Genomic DNA, 17,057 nt, shown 5'->3' on the forward strand with positions numbered 1-17,057 from the left:
TGCATCTGCGAGATGCCCTTCGTAGTGGCCGAATCTTTCCCTAGACAAGATTGATTCTTTCACCACGACAGGGCATTTCGTATTCACAACTCGCGCTCAGTTGTCACTTCATCGGTGTATTCAGGTTTAGCTGTCCATATCTCTCATACATCGCGCACACCTTGTCCGAAATTTGTTGCGGAAGAGGGTATAACGCAAACTTTGGCATAGGCGCCAAGCCGTCAAGCTCAATAACCGGTATCGGAGAATGGAATTCGACAGTGCCAACCGGGCTCAGCTCTGTGGACAGGTCTATCGGGAAGTCGGCGAGCTGTTGGGCGCCGACGTACACCCGAACCTTGACGCTGGCCCCCGCGACCCCACCTGTCATCAGTCGGGGTGTGTCGAACACAAATCGAAAGAAGTCGAGCTCAGTGGGTGTATCCGCAATAGCGATGAGCTCTGCCATAGCCTCTTCGACCGCTGCTGAAGTGTGAAGCAGATCAATGTCCTGGCTGTACCGGGCGTCGGGGCGGCGGACTAACAACGACGCCCCTCCTTTGAGCATCCAACGACCTTCAGAGCTAGAGAAAACACGCGCAAGGAATCTCTGCAAGAAGAACTCGCGGCGTAGCTGTTCAATGGTGCGATTTCGCACGCCAGTTTGGTTCTTCAGCCGGTCCTTGAGAGAACGGCTAAAGGCGGCGGGATTCGTCGGCGTCTTCCCAGCAGCGTTCACGATATGCCGCTAGCGGATCGGCGCCAGGTATGTTCGCGCTTTGTCTGCATCGCTCTCTTCCCTCTCCTCGGCTCAGTCGTTGTCATTGTCGCTGTTGCTGCTGCTGTTGGCCGATTCGTCACCTTCTGCAGCCCGCGACAACTGGGAATTGAAGGCGGCGGCAACGTGCGCTGCCTGTGCCGCCAAGGCGGTGGTTTCTTTCTGTTGCAGCATCGGTTGGCGGGCGAGTGCTTCTTGCCGGGGTGCGGTTTGGCGGGCGAGTGCTTCTTGGAATGTGGGACTGGTCGTGAGTCTGTCGATGGCTTCTTGCAGGGGTGCGGTTTGGCGGGCGAGTGCTTCTTGGAATGTGGGACTGGTCGTGAGTCTGTCGATGGCTTCTTGCAGGGGTGCGGTTTGGCGGGCGAGTGCTTCTTGGAATGTGGGACTGGTCGTGAGTCTGTCGATGGCTTCTTGCAGGGGTGCGGTTTGGCGGGCGATTGCTTCCCGGATCTCCGTAACTGAAGTGGCGGTAGCGGACGATTCGTCGGCCGTCAGATGCCTGTTGAGAGAATGCATTGAACTCGGAATACCTGCCTCGACGAGGAATCGATTTACTAAACCGGACCCATCTCCCAGCGGTGCCCCGTACCTGTGGGCATGTGCGCGCAGAACGTCAGCAATAGCATCGGCATCGGCACGACCGGACGTGAGTGCGTCGCGGACGATGCTGGCGAGATGACCACCGTCGAGATGGTCGGAGGCAAGATCGTCGATGGTTGCGAGGATTGTCGTAACAGGAAGTCCGTCGACGAGAGTCCAACGGTCCCTGTCGAGCGATGCAACGCGGTACCTAACGTCATTTAGGCGAGATTGCTTTCGGCTCGCAACCATGAATTCCATGATGTCCGCGTCCAAGTCGCCGAGCCCATGCGCGCGCGCCGCCGATCGGTGGGAAACAACGCCCGGATGTTCCTGGTTGAGCCTTTCGCCGGCGGTAGCGCTTGGTTCTATTGCGAGCCACGCAGCCCTGAGCTGCTCATCCTGCACACTGGGCGCGCCACCGACCCGATACACACCGTGGCGCACCCGGTCGATCGCGCCGGTTCCGGCTAGACGTGAGACTCGCTGGGCGGAAAATCCTACGGCCCGTGCTTGTGCGGTAGTGAACAGACCCCATTGGACTGTCGCGACGTCCACCAGGCCGATGATCGGATGTTCCCTTCGCATGCTGCAATAGTACCATCTTGGGTCACTATTGCAGTACACCAAGCTCGGATAAAATTTGCGGTGACATACTTCATCTGAGTAGCTGCGAAAGTCGCGATGAGTGACACTATTGCAGTCTTAGACGTGATACTTGGAGGAGCGCGTGTGACATCAGACGGGCCGGGTTGGCCGCGGCCTAGCCAGAAGCCGACGGTCGTAGCGGCCTTCGATGTCGGCGGCCGGCCCGCGGTGATCCGCTCCTGCCCTCTTGGTCTGTCTTCGACTTACGCAGCCGCATGTGGAGCCCGCCGTGCCGGTGCACGGTGACGTCGCCGCACAGTAGGTCTGAGAGCTCGCTGCGGCTGAAGGGTCGGCAAACCCGAGCAGGATCGCCGAATCACGGCACTTGAGTACCCCGTCGGCCCACCCACGGCAACGTTCCCGCGCTACCGAGACAAGAGCCTTGCGACGGTGACCGGGTGCGACGGCAACGCGAGATGCCCCTCCCGCTCACACCGGCCGGCGTAGCGTCGCCACCCAACAGCGTAGGTGCGGCGAGTCCCGTCCGACCGCCATAAGTCCACCGCCTTCGAGATCCGCTTGGGCACGGCAGGAGAAATCTCGGCTCCACGGCTGCGGACGCGAGTCCTCCATCACCTCCCGGAATGCTTGCGGCAGGTGTTCGGCTTGGCCGGCAGTCCATTGGACAGTTTTGCGCAGGTCACCCACAGTTCTGCAACGCGGAACTGCGCTGAACTGGTGATTTGAGCCGGACGGTGCTGAAAATGCGATTAACAGCGGCAACCTCCGAACAGAATTCTCGGTCGGATTAGGTTGCACAGGCGAGCCAAAATTCGGTAGTCAACACTTACGTTCCAGTGTCGATTATTCACTTAGCACTGGATGACACCAGACGACCGCGACCGCACACTTGAGTCCAGCGACGAGAGCCGAATGTATCTCCGCGGGACGCAACCTCTGATGGTCCACCACCGACCACAGCCGTCCGAATCACTCAACACTTTCCGTCCCCGCAGGATCGATTTTGTTGGGAAAGTGTTGGGTCGATAGCAAAGCAAACAGCCCCTGAACGCATATAACTGCAGTTCAGGGGCTGTATCTGTGCGCCCGAAGGGATTCGAACCCCTAACCTCCTGATCCGTAGTCAGGTGCTCTATCCGTTGAGCTACGGGCGCATGTTCAGTTGTGCTTGTCCTTGCGAACAAACGGTACTACAGGCTGATCCTTGCGGATCAGCTTGGCGGAGGCGAGAGGATTTGAACCTCCGGTCCCGGTGAAGGGACAAGTCATTAGCAGTGACTCCCATTCGGCCGCTCTGGCACGCCTCCTAGGCTGCCGGCCCTCTCGGACCGCCGAGAGAAGAGATTACACACGGGGAAGTAGTGAACGCAAAACGCCTGGTCAACCTCCCGTTCACCTGAGGAACGAATCGAACCAGTCGAAGATCCTCGTCTGCGCTTCGACGAGCGCAGCTTCTGCCGGATCACCGTCTTCGGCGCTGCCAGGCAGCGGCGGATTGTCGGCGCGATGCTGCAGTCCGCTGTAGCTGACGACGTTGGTCGCGACGGAGCTCCGCATGGCTGCCTCACGGAGGCCCTCTATGTGTTCCGGTGGCGTCTTGGGATCGTTCTCGCCGTACAGACCCAGCCACGGAGCTTGCAGCGACGGCGCTGCCTCGATGAGAGCCACAGCGTCGGCATTGAGTGGCTCGTAGATCCCAGCAGCGGCGACGCTGACGGCGGCACCGATGGGACGGTTGGTCGCGACGATGAGGGCGGCGGTCCCGGCGTCGTCGAACCCGATGACCCCAACACAGTCCGGATAGACGCCTCGCGATGTGAGCCAGTCGAACGTCGCGTCGAAATCGGCGAAGAGATTGTCACCGAAGACCTCGTCGCCGTCGGTGTCCGCATCGCGGTGGAACAGATCGGGGGCGACCGCGATCCACCCCTCCATCGCGAGCGCACGCAAGAGATCGAGTAGCGATTCCGGGATGTCGCGCGACTCGTGAAGCACCACGATCCCGCCTCGCACGTTGCCCTCGGGCTCGATAGCGGTCAACGGCACCTTCTGCTGCACCGCAGGGGGCTGCTCGGTGTCACCCTCGACGACACCTGGATCCACATCGATTCGGAGCACTGCCACATCCGTGAAGATTGTCGACATGGTATTAAAATAGTGCCTGCAAACGGCCCTCGCATCAATACCGCTGGACGCACAGAAATCCCACATGAAGCACAGGCGCATAATATGAGCTGTGACCGCTCGCATACGCACCGACCTCGACGCCATCCCCGTTTACGTTCCGGGCCGCAGCTTTCCCGGCGCCATCAAATTAGCAAGCAACGAGACCACTCAGGGACCGCTACCGAGCGTGCGCGACGCCATCGCCGAGGCCGTCACCGGCGTGAACCGGTACCCGGACATTCGCGCGACGGCGCTCGTCGCCGAGATTTCCGCGATGTTGAAGGTGGAACCCGAAAACGTTGCAGCAGGCAGTGGATCCGTCGCGCTCTGCCAGGAAGTCGTCCAGATCACCTGCAGTCCGGGTGACGAGGTGGTGTTCGCCTGGCGCTCGTTCGAGGCCTACCCGATCATCGCTCGCGTAGCCGGTGCAACGCCCGTGCAGGTTCCTCTCGACGAGAACCACGTCCATGATCTCGACGCGATGCTGGCGGCCGTCACCGACCGCACCCGCGTCATGTTCATCTGTAACCCGAACAACCCGAGCGGCACCGTCGTCACTCGATCCGCGCTGGAGAAGTTCCTCGACGCGGTACCTGCGCATATCCTCGTCGTACTCGACGAGGCCTACTTCGAATACGCCCGCGAAAATCCCGAAGGCGAGTACACCGACGGCGTCGAGCTGGCACGTGGGCGTCGAAACGTTCTCGTCCTCCGGACCTTCTCCAAGGCCTACGGACTTGCCGGGCTGCGAGTGGGCTATGCCGTCGGCGATCCGTCGATTATCACTGCGCTCGGCAAGGTTCGCATCGCGTTCGCAGTCAGCACTGTTGCGCAGCAAGCGGCTCGGGCATCGCTCGCCGCGAAGGACGAGTTACTGGCCCGCACCGACGCTCTCGTCGCCGAGCGTGAGCGCGTGCGTGACGAACTGATCGCACTGGGATACGACGTCGCACATTCGGACTCGAACTTCGTGTTCCTACCGTTGGGCGACCGCTCCGGCCCTTACACCGAGGGTGCCGCCGAGGCTGGAATTCTGCTGCGCGCCTACGGAAACGACGGCGTGCGGGTCACCATTGGCGACCCGCACGAGAACGACGCGTTCTTGAAATACGCCGCTGCTGCCGTTTCCTGAGGAGAAACCTCGACTAGAGGTCGAGGGCCTTGCGGAGCGTCGGCCATGCCTCACGCAGATCGTCCTGCCAGTACGCCCACTGATGGATGCCATACGGCCGGTAGACGAACGTGGCCGGGATGTCCAGCGAGCGAAGCTTGGTATCGAACAGCGTGGTGCAGTAGAGCGCAGCTGCCTCGAGGGGACCGCCCATGGCGGCCGACTCTATGCCGGTACCGCCCGGTCCGATCTCGTACGGACCGGGTAGTCCGGTACCTACCGAAATGTAGACGTCTTTGCCGCGCAAAGCTTCTGCGTTGCGTGACGGGTCGTGCGCGATCCAGCTCGGGTCCGAGTTCTCGCCCCACATGTTGCTGGCGTTGCCGCCATTGGTGGCAACCGTGGCACGCACTGCGTCCTTGAGGTTGTTCTGCGAGTTGTCGTAGCACCCGCTCAGTCCCACGACGCCGGTGTAGAGATCACGGTGACGGGTGGTGAGATCCATGGCTGCCTGGGCGCCCATCGAGACACCTGCAATGGCGTTGGTGCCATTGCCGGAGAACCTGGCATCGATCAAGGGTGGCAGCTCGGACGTCAGGAATGTCTCCCACTTGTTCACACCGAGAACCGGATCGGGGACATTCCAGTCCGTGTAGTAGCTGCTGGAGCCTCCAACCGGAAGAACGACGTTGACATTCTTGTCGGCGAAAAAGCCGACGATGTCCGTCTTTTGCGTCCAGGTGCTTTCGGCGTAGTTCGATTCCTTGCCCGCGCTGACACCGTCGAGCATGTACAGCGTTGGGCGCGAGACTGCCTGCGCCGCCGGGAGCAGAACCTGAACCTGAATGATCTTGCTCATCGCGGGCGAATCGATGAATACGGCGGCCCGACGGTCGGTGATCATGTCGACGTGATCGATACGCGCAGCAGGCGACGGCGCAGACTGCTCCAAGGGCGCAGCGCCGCCATCGGAGCTTCCAGTGCCGGGAAGTGGCTGAGCCGACACCACACCGGTTCCCATTATCGACAACGCAATGCTGGTACCCAGCGCTGCCAGAACACGACGGTGCATCTGCTAATCCATCCTCCCCCGCTGCGCCTGTGTTGGCGCAACACGAACAACATCCGTCGCCCAACGTAACCCACCGGTAGGTAGGCGTGCTGCAGGCTGTGGCATCGCTCACAATAGCTCGCCGGAAGGTCGTACAAAAGTTCCACCGTTTGTTTATGACACGTCCCAAACGCCGCATGAGCAGGGACGCAGCGAGGAAGTGCTAACACTCTTCGCGGCGCGTCAGATCCCGGGGTGGGCGAGCACTCGACCGCTGTCCACCGCCTCGACCAGTGCACGGTGATCTGCAGCATTTTGGATGGCATACGCCTCGGCGAAGTCGCTGATCGCATTTTCGGAAGCGGAACTCGAACCCAGGTATGCCGCAATTTCGACGCGGTCCCCGGCCCGGGCGTGCGCCTGCGCGAGAACCTTGCCGCAGAGGCGTCCGTACAGTTCCATCCCCGCGGGAGACATGACCTCGATGACGGCCGACCCTTTGCCGTCGCGCAGTTGCCGGAGGTAGAAGTCGCGCGTCTCACCGCCTGGATCGAGCCCGTGCTGCCAACCGAGAAAGATGTCGCTCGATGCCTGCATCAATCGCTGACCCTCGACGACGCGTCGCCCCTCGTTGTCGAACTTCGGACCGTCGACGTATCCCGCGATAACCGACTTCTGAGCTTCTTTGGCCTGTAGAAACAGTGGGTCGTTCTCGTCCGCGCCCTGCATCAGAATCACCCACGCGCGAGTTCCGACGCTTCCGACGCCGACGACTTTGCGGGCGACCTGGATCGGTCGGTAGTTGTCGAACAGGACTTGCTTGTCGTGCGCAAACGTCTCCCGGTAGGCATGCAGGCGACGGTCGAGTTCGCGGTATGTCCATTCGACATCATCGACGAGTTCTTCCACCGGGACGATCAACGGCGGATTCGCAACGAACTGCCTTCTGCCGTCCTTGATCTCGGTCAGCTTGCCAAGGGCTTGAATACTGTCCTTGGTGCGCGCTTTTCGCACGAGGGATTGGGTGCGCTTGAGCATTGTCGAATCCAGCTGCTGATGAACTGCATCGAGCTCATCGGTGACTTCGACGTTGGAATACCAGACCGCAAGGGTGCCCAGTTCGGCTTGCCGCCTGATGGTTTCGCGGTACTGTTGCGCGCATGCGATGGTGATCTTGCGCGCCTGCGTCGTCGTGAACTCTCGCGAATGCGCCGCCACCGTCAAACTCGCAGCAAGACGTTTGACGTCCCACTCGAACGGGCCGCGATAGGTCTCGTCGAAGTCGTTTATATCGAATGCCATTCGGCGCTCGGGCGTGGCATAGACCCCAAAATTGCTCAGGTGCGCATCTCCACACAGCTGCGTGATGATGCCCGAGTTCGGGGCACGGGAGAGATCGTCGGCCATCAGCAACGCGGCACCGCGGTAGAACGGGAACTCCGACGCCGCCATCCGCCCGTAGCGAATGGGTACCAACTCCGGCACCCGCGTGGTGGCCTGCGATTCGAGAAGTGCAATCGGGTCTCGTACGGCGACCGGGTGCTCGGCGAGTGCGTTGCGTGGTGTCGCCCGCCTCGCAGCTTTGCCCCGTGCGCGACGGGCGTCGCGGCCCTCGATTGGCGTCATCAGCCGATTCTTGTGCCGCCGGCCGATGACGTCGTCATCCGTTGGGGATTATTCTCCGCGTCCCGTTTCTCCCTGGAGCTTGTCGATCATCTCCGACGCCTGCGCCTTGGTGAGGTTGTCGGGAACCTTCTCCCCGGCTTCCTGCGCGAGAGTGCCCAGGTAGCTCGCCTGCGGGCCCGTGATCGGCTCGTCTCCGGTGACCCAATCCTCTGGATCCTTCTCGGGGTTCTGACTGACATTCTCTTGTTCGCTCATATGTTCGGTATACGCCCGAGTCGGGGTTCTCAAACACGGGCGCCCTTAGACTCACCCAGTGAGACGACGGCAGCAACCTCCGTTGCCGAAGCGTCATGGATTGGATCCGGCACGCATCCGGATGCCGGAAGACGGGCAGTGGTCCACCATCCGCGAGTTTCTGGTGGACAACCAGCGCCGGATGACGGCTACTCGTATCGACGAACTGTTCGACGACGGTGCAATCGTCGACATGCACGGGCCTCTCACCGACAGTGCGCCCTACAAGCCGGGCGAGGCCGTCTGGTTTCATCGCGATCTACCGGCCGAGACCGTCGTGCCGTTCGACATCCCGATCCTCTACCGCGACGACACTCTGTTGGTGATCGACAAGCCGCATTTCCTGCCCACTATTCCGCGGGGTGGCCACATTCTGCAGACTGCGCTCGTCCGATTACGGCTGGAATTGGATCTACCCGACCTGGTTCCAGCGCACCGACTCGACCGTGTCACAGCGGGTGTGGTGCTCTTCGTGGTCGACCCAGTCCATCGCGGTGCCTATCAGACACTGTTTCAGGATCGCATGGTGCGCAAGGAGTACGAGGCTGTCGCCTCCTATGATTCGGCTTTGGAATTTCCTCGCATTGTCGAGAGTCGAATCGTCAAGGAGAAGTACGACTTCGGCGCTCGGGAAGTTGCCGGAGAACCAAACGCGCACACACGGATCGAGCTGATCGATCACCGGAACGGCCTGGGCCGCTACCGCCTCCACCCCCTCACAGGTCGCACGCACCAACTCCGGGTGCATATGAACTCGCTGGGCATCGCGATCCTCGGCGACGATCTCTACCCCGTCGAGACCGGACGATCCGTCGACGACTTCACGGCACCGCTGCAGTTGCTGGCCTCGACCCTTGAATTCGACGACCCGTTGAGTGGCTCTCCGAGACGGTTCGAATCGCGACGCACGCTGGAATCGTGGGCTCGAATCTGAGAGCGTGACGGGCAGTTACGCAGGCTCTCTCATCACGCCCACATGCCGAACCGAACCCGAAAGGCCTGGAAGTTCTTTCACGTCCGACCAGGTGTTCAGTTCGTCATCCACACTGTCGGAGTAGAGGTATTTCCCTTCGGTGTAGGCGTCGAGATACAGCCGCCAATGTCCGTTGGGCAACTGAGTCACGGCCGGGCCCTCCACCAGCTCGCCCCACGGTCCAGGCGCGACAAACGAATAGGGTCCCGCAGCCGATGACGCAACCGCATGCTCGACGACCTTCTTCGTCTCGTTCTTGGTGAACGCGTGATAGGTCGATCCCACCTTGACCACGGTGGTATCGATATGGTCAGCGCCGATCCCAGCAAGAGGAACAGGCAAGCTCCACATCCGGAGCGAAGGATCGAGCGCCGTCATCATGTACGGCACGAACCCTCCACCGGTCGACAGCGACAGGATCACGTTGACGCGGCCGCCGTCCACGAACCACTCGGGTGCCCACGCTTTGGTGACGAACGGCGACAGCGACGGTCCGTCCGACGACCCAGCCGACCCGGTGCCCGGCAGATTCACAAAACCTTTTCCGTCGCCCGTACCTGGCATGAAGGCGCAGCAGAACGGCACGGGGTAGGTGCCAAGCGACGTCCAGTTGACGCGGTCGGGGCTGCTCGCGAATCCGATGTTCGCGCCGCCGCCCGTGGTGTAGGTGACGTAGTACAACCCGTCGGCGTTCCGGAAGATGCTCGGGTCACGCACGAGCCCCGACGGCGGCCGGTAGGCAGGTCGTTGGACGGGTTCGAATTGAACGGCATCGCTGGACTCGTAGACGTCCATGGCGCGGTCGCTGACATTGCTGAAAGCCACCATGGTGTACCGCCAGGCCGGTTCGGCCCCGCTACTCGGGGCCGATATCAGCAAGCCCCCGAGAACCAAGATCACTGTCGACAGAGCGGAGAAGCAGTTGCGTTTCCTCGGCATCACCGGTGCAGTATCCATGAACTAGATGCACCATGGGCAACTTCGGTTACTGGTATAGGAATCGTTACCAACGACTGTGAAAAAGAACAGAAGAAAGGCCCTGACCTGGACGTAAGTCACAAGCCAGAGCCTTGTCTCTCTGCGGAGGTAAGTGCAAGGCGTTCAAACCTCTCGACTGACACACGACGGATGTTGGATAAGTAATCTCAGCTGCAGCAACCTGCCGGTCGATCTGCTTTTTTGCACAAGTTCGACCTTGACGACATCGCGAGCGCTTTCGGCAGCTGCAATCCAGTCGTCAGAATCGATGAAAAGAATGTTAAAACCTGGGCTTGCATTGTCAGATCGATCCCAGAACCAAACAGTACGACCCATCAGGGATGGACGTAGACGGCAAGGTTTATACGTTCGAGCGACTACATACATCCTGTGCTCTGTGACCTAATCGCCGTTAGTCGGTCCTGCACGGAGGTAGCAACCCCTTGTTGAAAGTCGTCGGTGCCCGCAGTCCTGGCCGCAACAATCTTGGTTTCGGCTGCCGTAGTCGTTGTCGTGGGGGTGGACAACCTCGACTTCGTAAACCAGTGCCTCAGTTGTCGTTGCGGCGGGTGTCGTTGCGAACAGAGTTAGTTCTCCCAGACAAGGATCCAGCGTCGTGATAAGCATCGGCAACATATGCGAAATGTTGCTGAGGCCACCCTGTCGAGATGTGCGAAGGTCTCGTCTTTGCGGCCTACCTTAAATCGATTGTTGTAAAGAAGTTTCGAACTCAGTGAAGCTGAAATTGCTTCGGGAAATAAGGTCGAGTAAACCCGGAAATCGGTGTTCGAGATCCTCGTACCGCACCCTGCTACGTCGCTCCATTCCATACTGCCGCTGCCTGATTACCCCGGCTTCTCGCAGTGCCTTGAAGTGATGCGTCAACGATGACTTCGGTCGATCAAAGCCGAACCAACTACACGGGTGGTCGTAGTCGGTCGAGCTATTCAGCAAGCGCTTGACAACCTCGAATCGAATCGGGGTTGAAAGTGCGGCGAAGACCGCAGGCAGGGCAAGTTCGTCAACGGACGGCTCGTCAAGTGGCGGTGGAAGATACGTCTCCGCGGCCTCTGGAACTGAGATTGCGACCATACCTGCAGGATACATGCAATACCACTTTTATCGAACCGCTACGACTATGCCTATCACTTCAGTAGAGAGACCAGGGCCGAGCGTCTACAGTCGTACCAGTTCGAAAATACTCGTACCGCGAACCGAACACGAGAGAGGCACCATGACCGACTCCGATGTCCGACCCTCACCAGAGCAGCCAGCTGCCGATCCGCCCCCACCCATGCCTGGAAATATGACCGCAGTGACACTCGCAGCCTTCGTCGTCACTGCCGTGTTCGTAATCTCCAACTCCCCAACCCCGCTATACGTCTACTGGCAGCAGAGGATCGGGTTCGGCTCGGGAACGCTCACGATCATCTTCGCGGCATACATCCTGGGATTACTGCTCACACTACTTATCGCCGGCCAACTGTCTGATCACTTCGGCCGGCGGCATGTTCTCCTGCCCGGACTCGTTTCTGCGCTCGCTGCAAGCGCACTTTTCTTGATGGCCGATGACGTTGCAGTGTTGATCGTCGCGCGACTCCTCACCGGCATCTCGGTGGGCGTTATCGTCTCAGCAGGAATGGCGTCCGTCGTCGATGCCGGAGGCGACACCCATCGCGCGATTGCCGCACGTCTGGCCTCCGTCGCGATGGTCCTCGGCGCTGGGCTTGGACCCTTGTTTGCCGGATTCTTGGCCCAGTACCTTGATGATCCTGTCAGCTGGGTGTTCGGTATCGAGTCGGCCTTGATCGTGCTCGCAGCAGCCGTCGTCTACTTCCGGACTCAGTCCCACGTACACGAGGGCGTAGAACGCAGCCCATTTCAGCTGCGGCTGCCCAATGTTCCGCATGAGTTACGCCGCTACGTACTCTTCGGGATTGCAGTGTTCGGACCAGGCATTACGGCAACATCGTTCGTGCTGTCCTTGGGCCCTTCCTTGCTGGCCCGCCAGCTCGGAGTGACAAGCCCGCTAGTTGCGGGTGGGACGGCCTGCGCGATGTTCCTCGTTGCTACCGGCGTTCAGTTTGCAGTTGCCCGGGTAGCAGTTCGGACCATATTTATCGGTGGTGCAGCGTCCACTGCGTTATCCATGGTCGCCCTGTTCGGAGCCGTACAGCTCGACACAGCAGCGCTACTCATTGTGTCCGCGTTGCTCGCCGGTGCAGGGCAAGGCCTCGGTCAACTCGGTGGGCTTACGTTGATCGGCATACATGTCCCCTCTACATCGCGCGCTCAGGGAAACGCGCTGATGAACATCGGCGGTTATGTTCCCGCAGGATTGCTACCGCTAGTTGCTGGATACTTGATCGATGCGACTTCCATTCCGACTGCAGTCACAATCTTCAGCGTCATCCTGTTCGCCGCGGCTGCCGCTGGCGGGGTCGCAGTTGCCAAAACTATTGGCACGAACGAGGTTCGCCAATAGAAATGAGAGTAACCGAGAGGCCTGAACGCGGCAGAGAAGGAACTCGCAGAGGACAGGCGGCCACGCACGGCGATCGTCGCACTAATCGAGACAGCATTGGCGACAGTCAGGACCCGCGACACGCCCGATGCTCAGCCAGGGATTCTTCAAGAAGCTCAACCTCGCAAACGATGGAGGCGTCAGCGGTGGAGAGATCCAGGAGCCATTCGCGCTGATATTGGCCCGACTGTCGACCGTGTTCCTTGAGAAGCACAAGCGCCGCGTGAGACACATCCTCGGCGAACGCACAGTCGAACTACAGCGAACCAGCACTGACACCACGTCGAGCGGGCAATTGTCGCACTCGTCGAGGATGCACCGGTCGGTAGATGGCGACGCTGCTCAGCTTCGACCGGCACAAACAAACTCGGCCCACCCCTGGGGGTGGGCCGAGTTTGAACAACGAACAAATGGCGGAAGCGGAGGGATTTGAACCCTTTCGCGCCTCGCTGGCTGAGTGCGCTTATTGCCCCTAACCAGCGGTTTCACCTCTTGTCGACTCGTCCAGCATCGGGCTGTTTCGTGGCCAAGTGTGGCCAAAGTGTGGCCACTGCACTTAGGACGTTGTCGAAGAAATCGCCTGGTGAATCTCGAACGCCATATAGAAACGTCGGTAGCTTCCACCGTAGGGCCCCCGAAGTATGTCTAGAGCCTTCAACTTCTGAACAGCCGTCTCAATCCCCTGTGCCGATTTGCCAAACCGCTTAGCCAAATGGGGTACACGCACGATAGGCGACTCGATCAGAGACTCTACGATGTCGCGCGCAACACCCCCCCGGTAGCCGCTGTCAGACAGTCGTCGGATGTACTCCTGCTGAGCATCGAGCATGAGGTTCACTCGACTGGCGGTGTCGATCGCGGAAGCTTCAACACCTGAGCTGAAAAATTGGATCCACGAATCCCATTCGCCGGTTTGGGATACGCGAGCCAACTCGTCTTGATACTGAGCTCGACGTGCTTCGAACCAAGGCGACACACTTAGCAACGGCTCCTTGAGCAAGCCGTCAACCATCAGTTGCAACACGATCAGCAAACGTCCGAGGCGACCGTTGCCGTCGTTGAACGGGTGGAGAGTTTCGAACTGATAGTGCGTCATTGCCGCAGCAACCAGTGGGTCGCGCTCCTTGCCCTCGTTCACCCACGTGAACAAGTCCCGCACCGAAGCTTCCAATTCTGGCCCGGGTGGCATTGGAACAAAACGCGATCGTTCGACCGACCCGTCGCCACTCCCGATTGCCACCTGGCATCGCCGAATACGACCGGCGTCGCGAGTCTCCGAGTCTGTTCCGTCGACCAACTGCTGATGCGCGTTTTCGATGAGCATCGTCGAAATTGTTCCGCGCTCCGAGACATAGTCGAAAGCAGTGTCGGCTGCTATGAAATAGTTCAGCACCTCTTCGAGCGCCGCGTCGTGACCCTCGCCTCCCGTCGAATCGGCTGCCAGCACGTCGTCCAGTGGCGCGAAGGTGCCTTCGAGGGCGGAGGTGCTTTGAGCCTCCCTACTGAGAGTCGGGCGCCGGAGCAGGCGAGGGTTTGGTACTTGCCGCGAAGCCTGGTCGAGGTTCGCCAACGCCCGACTCGCACGCGTGACTACTCGCCAGGTCTCCCCGGACAGCACAGGCTCCGCTGCAAGCGGGTGCGCTATGAAAGCCCAATGTGAGTACTCACGACCATTGCGTCCGTCAGTTCCGGTGATCTGCCGCAAATTTCCTATGGCGCTGTCACGAAAGAGTTCTATCTGCACAAACCAAGTGTAAGGCCACTTCACTTGTAATTGCACCTATGTAAGACAACTTAGGTTGTTATTGGCCGTGAAAGGCCAAGCGACACGCGGCTTCGCTTGCAAAGCCCTGCGTACGAGGGGGTTCGCTGACTCAGTAGACCAGCAGCCCGCCGAGTGTCAGCCACGTCGAACCCTTCGGGTAGCCGCCGATGACAGTAGAACGCCCCTCGGGTGATCGACTTCCGAGGGGCGTTCATATTTCAGCGCTGGTCGAGTCCTGGGTGCCCGGAGGTCTGACAATTGGGCACCTCGCCGGCCATACCTCCCCGAGCCGGCAGAAAGGATCACACAAGATCCGGCCGGGGCGAGCTTGACGCCGAAGTTCCTAAGCCGCCGTCAGGTCGACGTTGACGATGTGCCCGGGCAGCGTGACCTCAAGCTCGAACCGGCCCTCGCAGCGCGCGCGGAGCTGGTTACGGAACGCGTCGTCGTTGTGCTGGGCGAACCACAGCGTCTCGACGCCCTGCAAGTCGGTACTGAGGTTCATCGCACCGTCTGTGCCGACGAGGAATCCTGTACCCAGGTCGAGCTCCGGCACGGTCACGACGGGCTTGCTCCACAGTTGCTTAGCAGCGACGTTGACGGGGCTGCCGAGCTCGAGGTGCCCGTCTGCGGTGCGCGCCAGCTCGAGCGCTTCCCAGTCGTCGGGGCTCATTACCCAGTAGCCGCCGGTGGTAACACCAATCTTCTCGAGCTGTGTCACCGCCTTTCGGGTCGTCGTCAGTCGGTCGATCACGTGCGCCTGTTGCCGAACACCCGTGGTCGCGAGAAGTCCCTTCAGCTCGAGGGCGTCGTCGGAGCCGTCACCGGTGCCAGCGATGATCTGGCGTTCGAGCTCGGCGTACAGGCCGTAGAGGAGCTCGTCGCCGATAAATTGGCCGAGCCACGGCGAGTCAGCCAGCAGATACTTGTCGAACGGCGACGACGTGTGCGCGAGAACGCGGAGCTTGCCGCCGCGGGCCTCGACGTCGTAGTTCGATGTCGGCTTGACTGCGCCCGGTGCGACGATCTTCGCGTTGTTCTCCCGGACAGTCTGCTGTAGCCACTCGAACCGCGGTACGCCACGCTGGACAACGGGCATCAGATTCAGCAACCGACCGGCAGGCCTGTCGAGCGGAATTGGGTTCGTGTCGAGCGTGATCGGCGTGATCGTGTTGCTGTCCAACGCCTTGCGTCCGTTTGCCTGGACCTGCTTGGCAATGCGGTTGGCGAGTCGCTCGACGCTCTTACCGCGTACCGGCAGGTAACCCTTTTTGAGGTTCTTCCCGCCGAGCGGGATCCGGTGCCCGTCGTCGTCGTCCGGGTCGTCGTCGTCCGGGTCGTCGTCGTCCGGGTCGTCGTCGTTGTCCGCGTTGATGCTCTTGAGCTTGTCGGCGATCTCTCGGTTCTTCTCGGCCGCAGTTCGAGCCGCTCGGAGCTCGTCTACGAGATCGTTGGCTTCCTTGAGCTCGGATTCAGTGAAATCCCGCTCGCCGCCGATCTTCTGCAGCTCGGCCTTGCGCGAGAGAGCCTTTTCCAGGCGTTCTTTCAGAGTCATTTGTGGGTCCTCGATGATGTTGCGCTGCAACAGGATTGCACGCAGGAACTGTGGGGGGTCAACCGGCTCGACGGCAGGCTGGCGGTTGACTACGGCCGGCGGCCGCCTCGACTACCGGCGACTTCGCGGACCACAACTCGCGGACCATCATTCGGAACACGGTGACTGAGAACGCGGCAGGCGCATCGCTGGCGGCGCTTCGACTTCCAGCGGCTTCGCGGACGATGCACCTACTCGCCCTCACTCAGCTTTCAGAGTAGCGCATGGATGTGTCGACGAGCCGTAGCAGTGGCGCGGCAACGTCATTCGGCGATAGACGCGCCGCCAGTGACCCGCCCTGCGCCGCGAGCGCCGAGATCAGTCGAGCAAGCCCCTCGTCTTCAGTGGACGCCTCGCGGAGCACGAGCTCCATACCGGGGCCGTCATGATTCTGAGACGCCAGCGCCATCCGGGCCGCGCGGCCAATGTCGACGTTGCGGATCTGCTCGAAGTCCGCGCCCTCGGTGTCGTGTCGATCGGTCATGGTCGTGATTTCCTCTCGTTCCGCGTGAATTTCGTGCTGCTCGGACTCGTGTCCGAGCAGAATTTTGAGTAGGTCAGGCACCCCGGCGGGCGAGATAGCCCCCATGCACCCCAACCTGAGCGCGCACGCGGAGAGCCACCGAGTCGGTGTCCGCTGGCTGGTCGGCTGGCGATGGCGACGCCCCCTCCCTGTCGCTGGTTGGGGGCTTACCCTCTGACTTGGCAAAGTGCCGAACCAAACGAGGAGGTTTCGATGACGGATTCGATCGACGACAAGCTCGCTGCTTACAAGGCCGCGACGACGGACGCGCCCGATGTGCGGGAGAAGCTTGTAGAGCTTGTCGAGGAGTGGCCTATTGACGGGCGTGCGCAGAAGACTGAAAGGGTGCGTCGCGAGCTCGTGAACGCGATCAAGGCGGAGCAGGTGAATACCACGGACGTTGTGCTGTTCACGTTGCCGCGGTTGATCGAGGTTGTCGGGGACTTGGAGGCACGCCTGACAGGTCTCGACGGTGATCGGCCGCTGAACACCATCGGTCTCTAGTCG

14 protein-coding genes and 2 tRNA genes are annotated in these 17,057 nt (G+C 60.7%); 4 read left to right on the plus strand and 12 right to left on the minus strand.

What is annotated here, in order from left to right; translation table 11 throughout:
• Positions 1–103 precede the first annotated feature (103 nt).
• The 5 genes from QMK17_RS12940 to QMK17_RS12960 form a co-directional block, all read right to left on the minus strand.
• A complete protein-coding gene (locus tag QMK17_RS12940) occupies positions 104–718 on the minus strand; it encodes a nucleotidyl transferase AbiEii/AbiGii toxin family protein (protein ID WP_283509646.1) in 615 nt (204 codons plus the stop codon).
• Between the two features lie 72 nt (positions 719–790).
• Positions 791–1,924 carry a type IV toxin-antitoxin system AbiEi family antitoxin domain-containing protein gene (locus QMK17_RS12945; RefSeq protein WP_283509649.1) on the minus strand — a complete coding sequence of 378 codons (1,134 nt, stop codon included), beginning with the start codon at positions 1,922–1,924 and terminating at the stop codon, positions 791–793.
• Between the two features lie 1,102 nt (positions 1,925–3,026).
• Positions 3,027–3,099 (minus strand) — tRNA-Arg (locus QMK17_RS12950).
• A gap of 63 nt (positions 3,100–3,162) precedes the next feature.
• A tRNA-Ser gene (locus tag QMK17_RS12955) sits at positions 3,163–3,252 on the minus strand.
• 85 nt (positions 3,253–3,337) lie between these two features.
• On the minus strand, positions 3,338–4,090 hold the full coding sequence (locus QMK17_RS12960; RefSeq protein WP_283509650.1) for a dienelactone hydrolase family protein: 753 nt from the start codon (positions 4,088–4,090) through the stop codon (positions 3,338–3,340).
• 91 nt (positions 4,091–4,181) lie between these two features.
• Here QMK17_RS12960 and hisC point away from each other — a divergent pair, with 91 nt between their 5' ends.
• Positions 4,182–5,243, plus strand: a complete 1,062-nt coding sequence (gene hisC / locus QMK17_RS12965; RefSeq protein WP_283509652.1) for a histidinol-phosphate transaminase — start codon at positions 4,182–4,184, stop codon at positions 5,241–5,243.
• A 13-nt stretch (positions 5,244–5,256) separates the two neighbouring features.
• On the opposite strand, the gene QMK17_RS12970 is transcribed toward hisC, so the two are convergent.
• From QMK17_RS12970 to QMK17_RS12980, 3 genes are all read right to left on the minus strand, one after another.
• Positions 5,257–6,294, minus strand: coding sequence for an alpha/beta hydrolase (locus QMK17_RS12970; protein ID WP_283509654.1), 1,038 nt, complete (start codon positions 6,292–6,294; stop codon positions 5,257–5,259).
• A 222-nt stretch (positions 6,295–6,516) separates the two neighbouring features.
• Positions 6,517–7,899: a DUF2252 domain-containing protein gene (locus QMK17_RS12975; RefSeq protein ID WP_283509657.1), complete on the minus strand. Its 1,383-nt coding sequence runs from the start codon at positions 7,897–7,899 to the stop codon at positions 6,517–6,519.
• A gap of 48 nt (positions 7,900–7,947) precedes the next feature.
• The gene (locus tag QMK17_RS12980) at positions 7,948–8,154 is read right to left on the minus strand and encodes a DUF3072 domain-containing protein (RefSeq protein ID WP_283509658.1); all 207 of its coding nucleotides are present in this window, start codon (positions 8,152–8,154) and stop codon (positions 7,948–7,950) included.
• A 58-nt stretch (positions 8,155–8,212) separates the two neighbouring features.
• Here QMK17_RS12980 and QMK17_RS12985 point away from each other — a divergent pair, with 58 nt between their 5' ends.
• Positions 8,213–9,127 carry a pseudouridine synthase gene (locus QMK17_RS12985; protein WP_283509660.1) on the plus strand — a complete coding sequence of 305 codons (915 nt, stop codon included), beginning with the start codon at positions 8,213–8,215 and terminating at the stop codon, positions 9,125–9,127.
• Between the two features lie 15 nt (positions 9,128–9,142).
• Here the strand turns inward: QMK17_RS12985 and QMK17_RS12990 are convergent, their stop codons facing one another.
• A complete protein-coding gene (locus tag QMK17_RS12990; RefSeq protein ID WP_283509662.1) occupies positions 9,143–10,123 on the minus strand; it encodes an arabinofuranosidase in 981 nt (326 codons plus the stop codon).
• Positions 10,124–11,459: 1,336 nt separating this feature from the next.
• On the opposite strand from QMK17_RS12990, the gene QMK17_RS12995 reads away from it, so the two are divergent.
• Positions 11,460–12,629, plus strand: a complete 1,170-nt coding sequence (locus QMK17_RS12995) for an MFS transporter (protein WP_283509663.1) — start codon at positions 11,460–11,462, stop codon at positions 12,627–12,629.
• Between the two features lie 595 nt (positions 12,630–13,224).
• Here QMK17_RS12995 and QMK17_RS13000 read toward each other — a convergent pair.
• The 3 genes from QMK17_RS13000 to QMK17_RS13010 all read right to left on the minus strand — a co-directional run bounded on the left by QMK17_RS13000 (position 13,225) and on the right by QMK17_RS13010 (position 16,616).
• Positions 13,225–14,448, minus strand: a complete 1,224-nt coding sequence (locus QMK17_RS13000; RefSeq protein WP_336620148.1) for a Fic family protein — start codon at positions 14,446–14,448, stop codon at positions 13,225–13,227.
• Between the two features lie 328 nt (positions 14,449–14,776).
• A complete protein-coding gene (locus tag QMK17_RS13005; protein ID WP_283509665.1) occupies positions 14,777–15,988 on the minus strand; it encodes a phage major capsid protein in 1,212 nt (403 codons plus the stop codon).
• Positions 15,989–16,232: 244 nt separating this feature from the next.
• Positions 16,233–16,616 (minus strand): hypothetical protein, encoded by a 384-nt coding sequence (locus QMK17_RS13010; protein ID WP_283509666.1) that lies wholly within the window; start codon positions 16,614–16,616, stop codon positions 16,233–16,235.
• 147 nt (positions 16,617–16,763) lie between these two features.
• Between QMK17_RS13010 and QMK17_RS13015 the strand changes: the two genes are divergently transcribed.
• Complete coding sequence (locus tag QMK17_RS13015) at positions 16,764–17,054, plus strand: hypothetical protein (RefSeq protein WP_283509667.1); 291 nt, start codon at positions 16,764–16,766, stop codon at positions 17,052–17,054.
• The last annotated feature ends 3 nt before the right edge of the window (positions 17,055–17,057 follow it).

It is taken from the genome of Rhodococcus sp. G-MC3, assembly GCF_030063335.1.
Taxonomy (GTDB): domain Bacteria; phylum Actinomycetota; class Actinomycetes; order Mycobacteriales; family Mycobacteriaceae; genus Rhodococcoides.

Coding starts and splice junctions, on each gene's coding strand:
- QMK17_RS12980 (WP_283509658.1), bottom strand. CDS start 8,154: ATGAGCGAACAAGAGAATGTCAGTCAGAACCCCGAGAAGGATCCAGAG.
- QMK17_RS13015 (WP_283509667.1), top strand. CDS start 16,764: ATGACGGATTCGATCGACGACAAGCTCGCTGCTTACAAGGCCGCGACG.
- QMK17_RS12970 (WP_283509654.1), bottom strand. CDS start 6,294: ATGCACCGTCGTGTTCTGGCAGCGCTGGGTACCAGCATTGCGTTGTCG.
- QMK17_RS13010 (WP_283509666.1), bottom strand. CDS start 16,616: ATGGGGGCTATCTCGCCCGCCGGGGTGCCTGACCTACTCAAAATTCTG.
- QMK17_RS13005 (WP_283509665.1), bottom strand. CDS start 15,988: ATGACTCTGAAAGAACGCCTGGAAAAGGCTCTCTCGCGCAAGGCCGAG.
- QMK17_RS12990 (WP_283509662.1), bottom strand. CDS start 10,123: ATGGATACTGCACCGGTGATGCCGAGGAAACGCAACTGCTTCTCCGCT.
- QMK17_RS12960 (WP_283509650.1), bottom strand. CDS start 4,090: ATGTCGACAATCTTCACGGATGTGGCAGTGCTCCGAATCGATGTGGAT.
- QMK17_RS12975 (WP_283509657.1), bottom strand. CDS start 7,899: ATGACGCCAATCGAGGGCCGCGACGCCCGTCGCGCACGGGGCAAAGCT.
- QMK17_RS12945 (WP_283509649.1), bottom strand. CDS start 1,924: ATGCGAAGGGAACATCCGATCATCGGCCTGGTGGACGTCGCGACAGTC.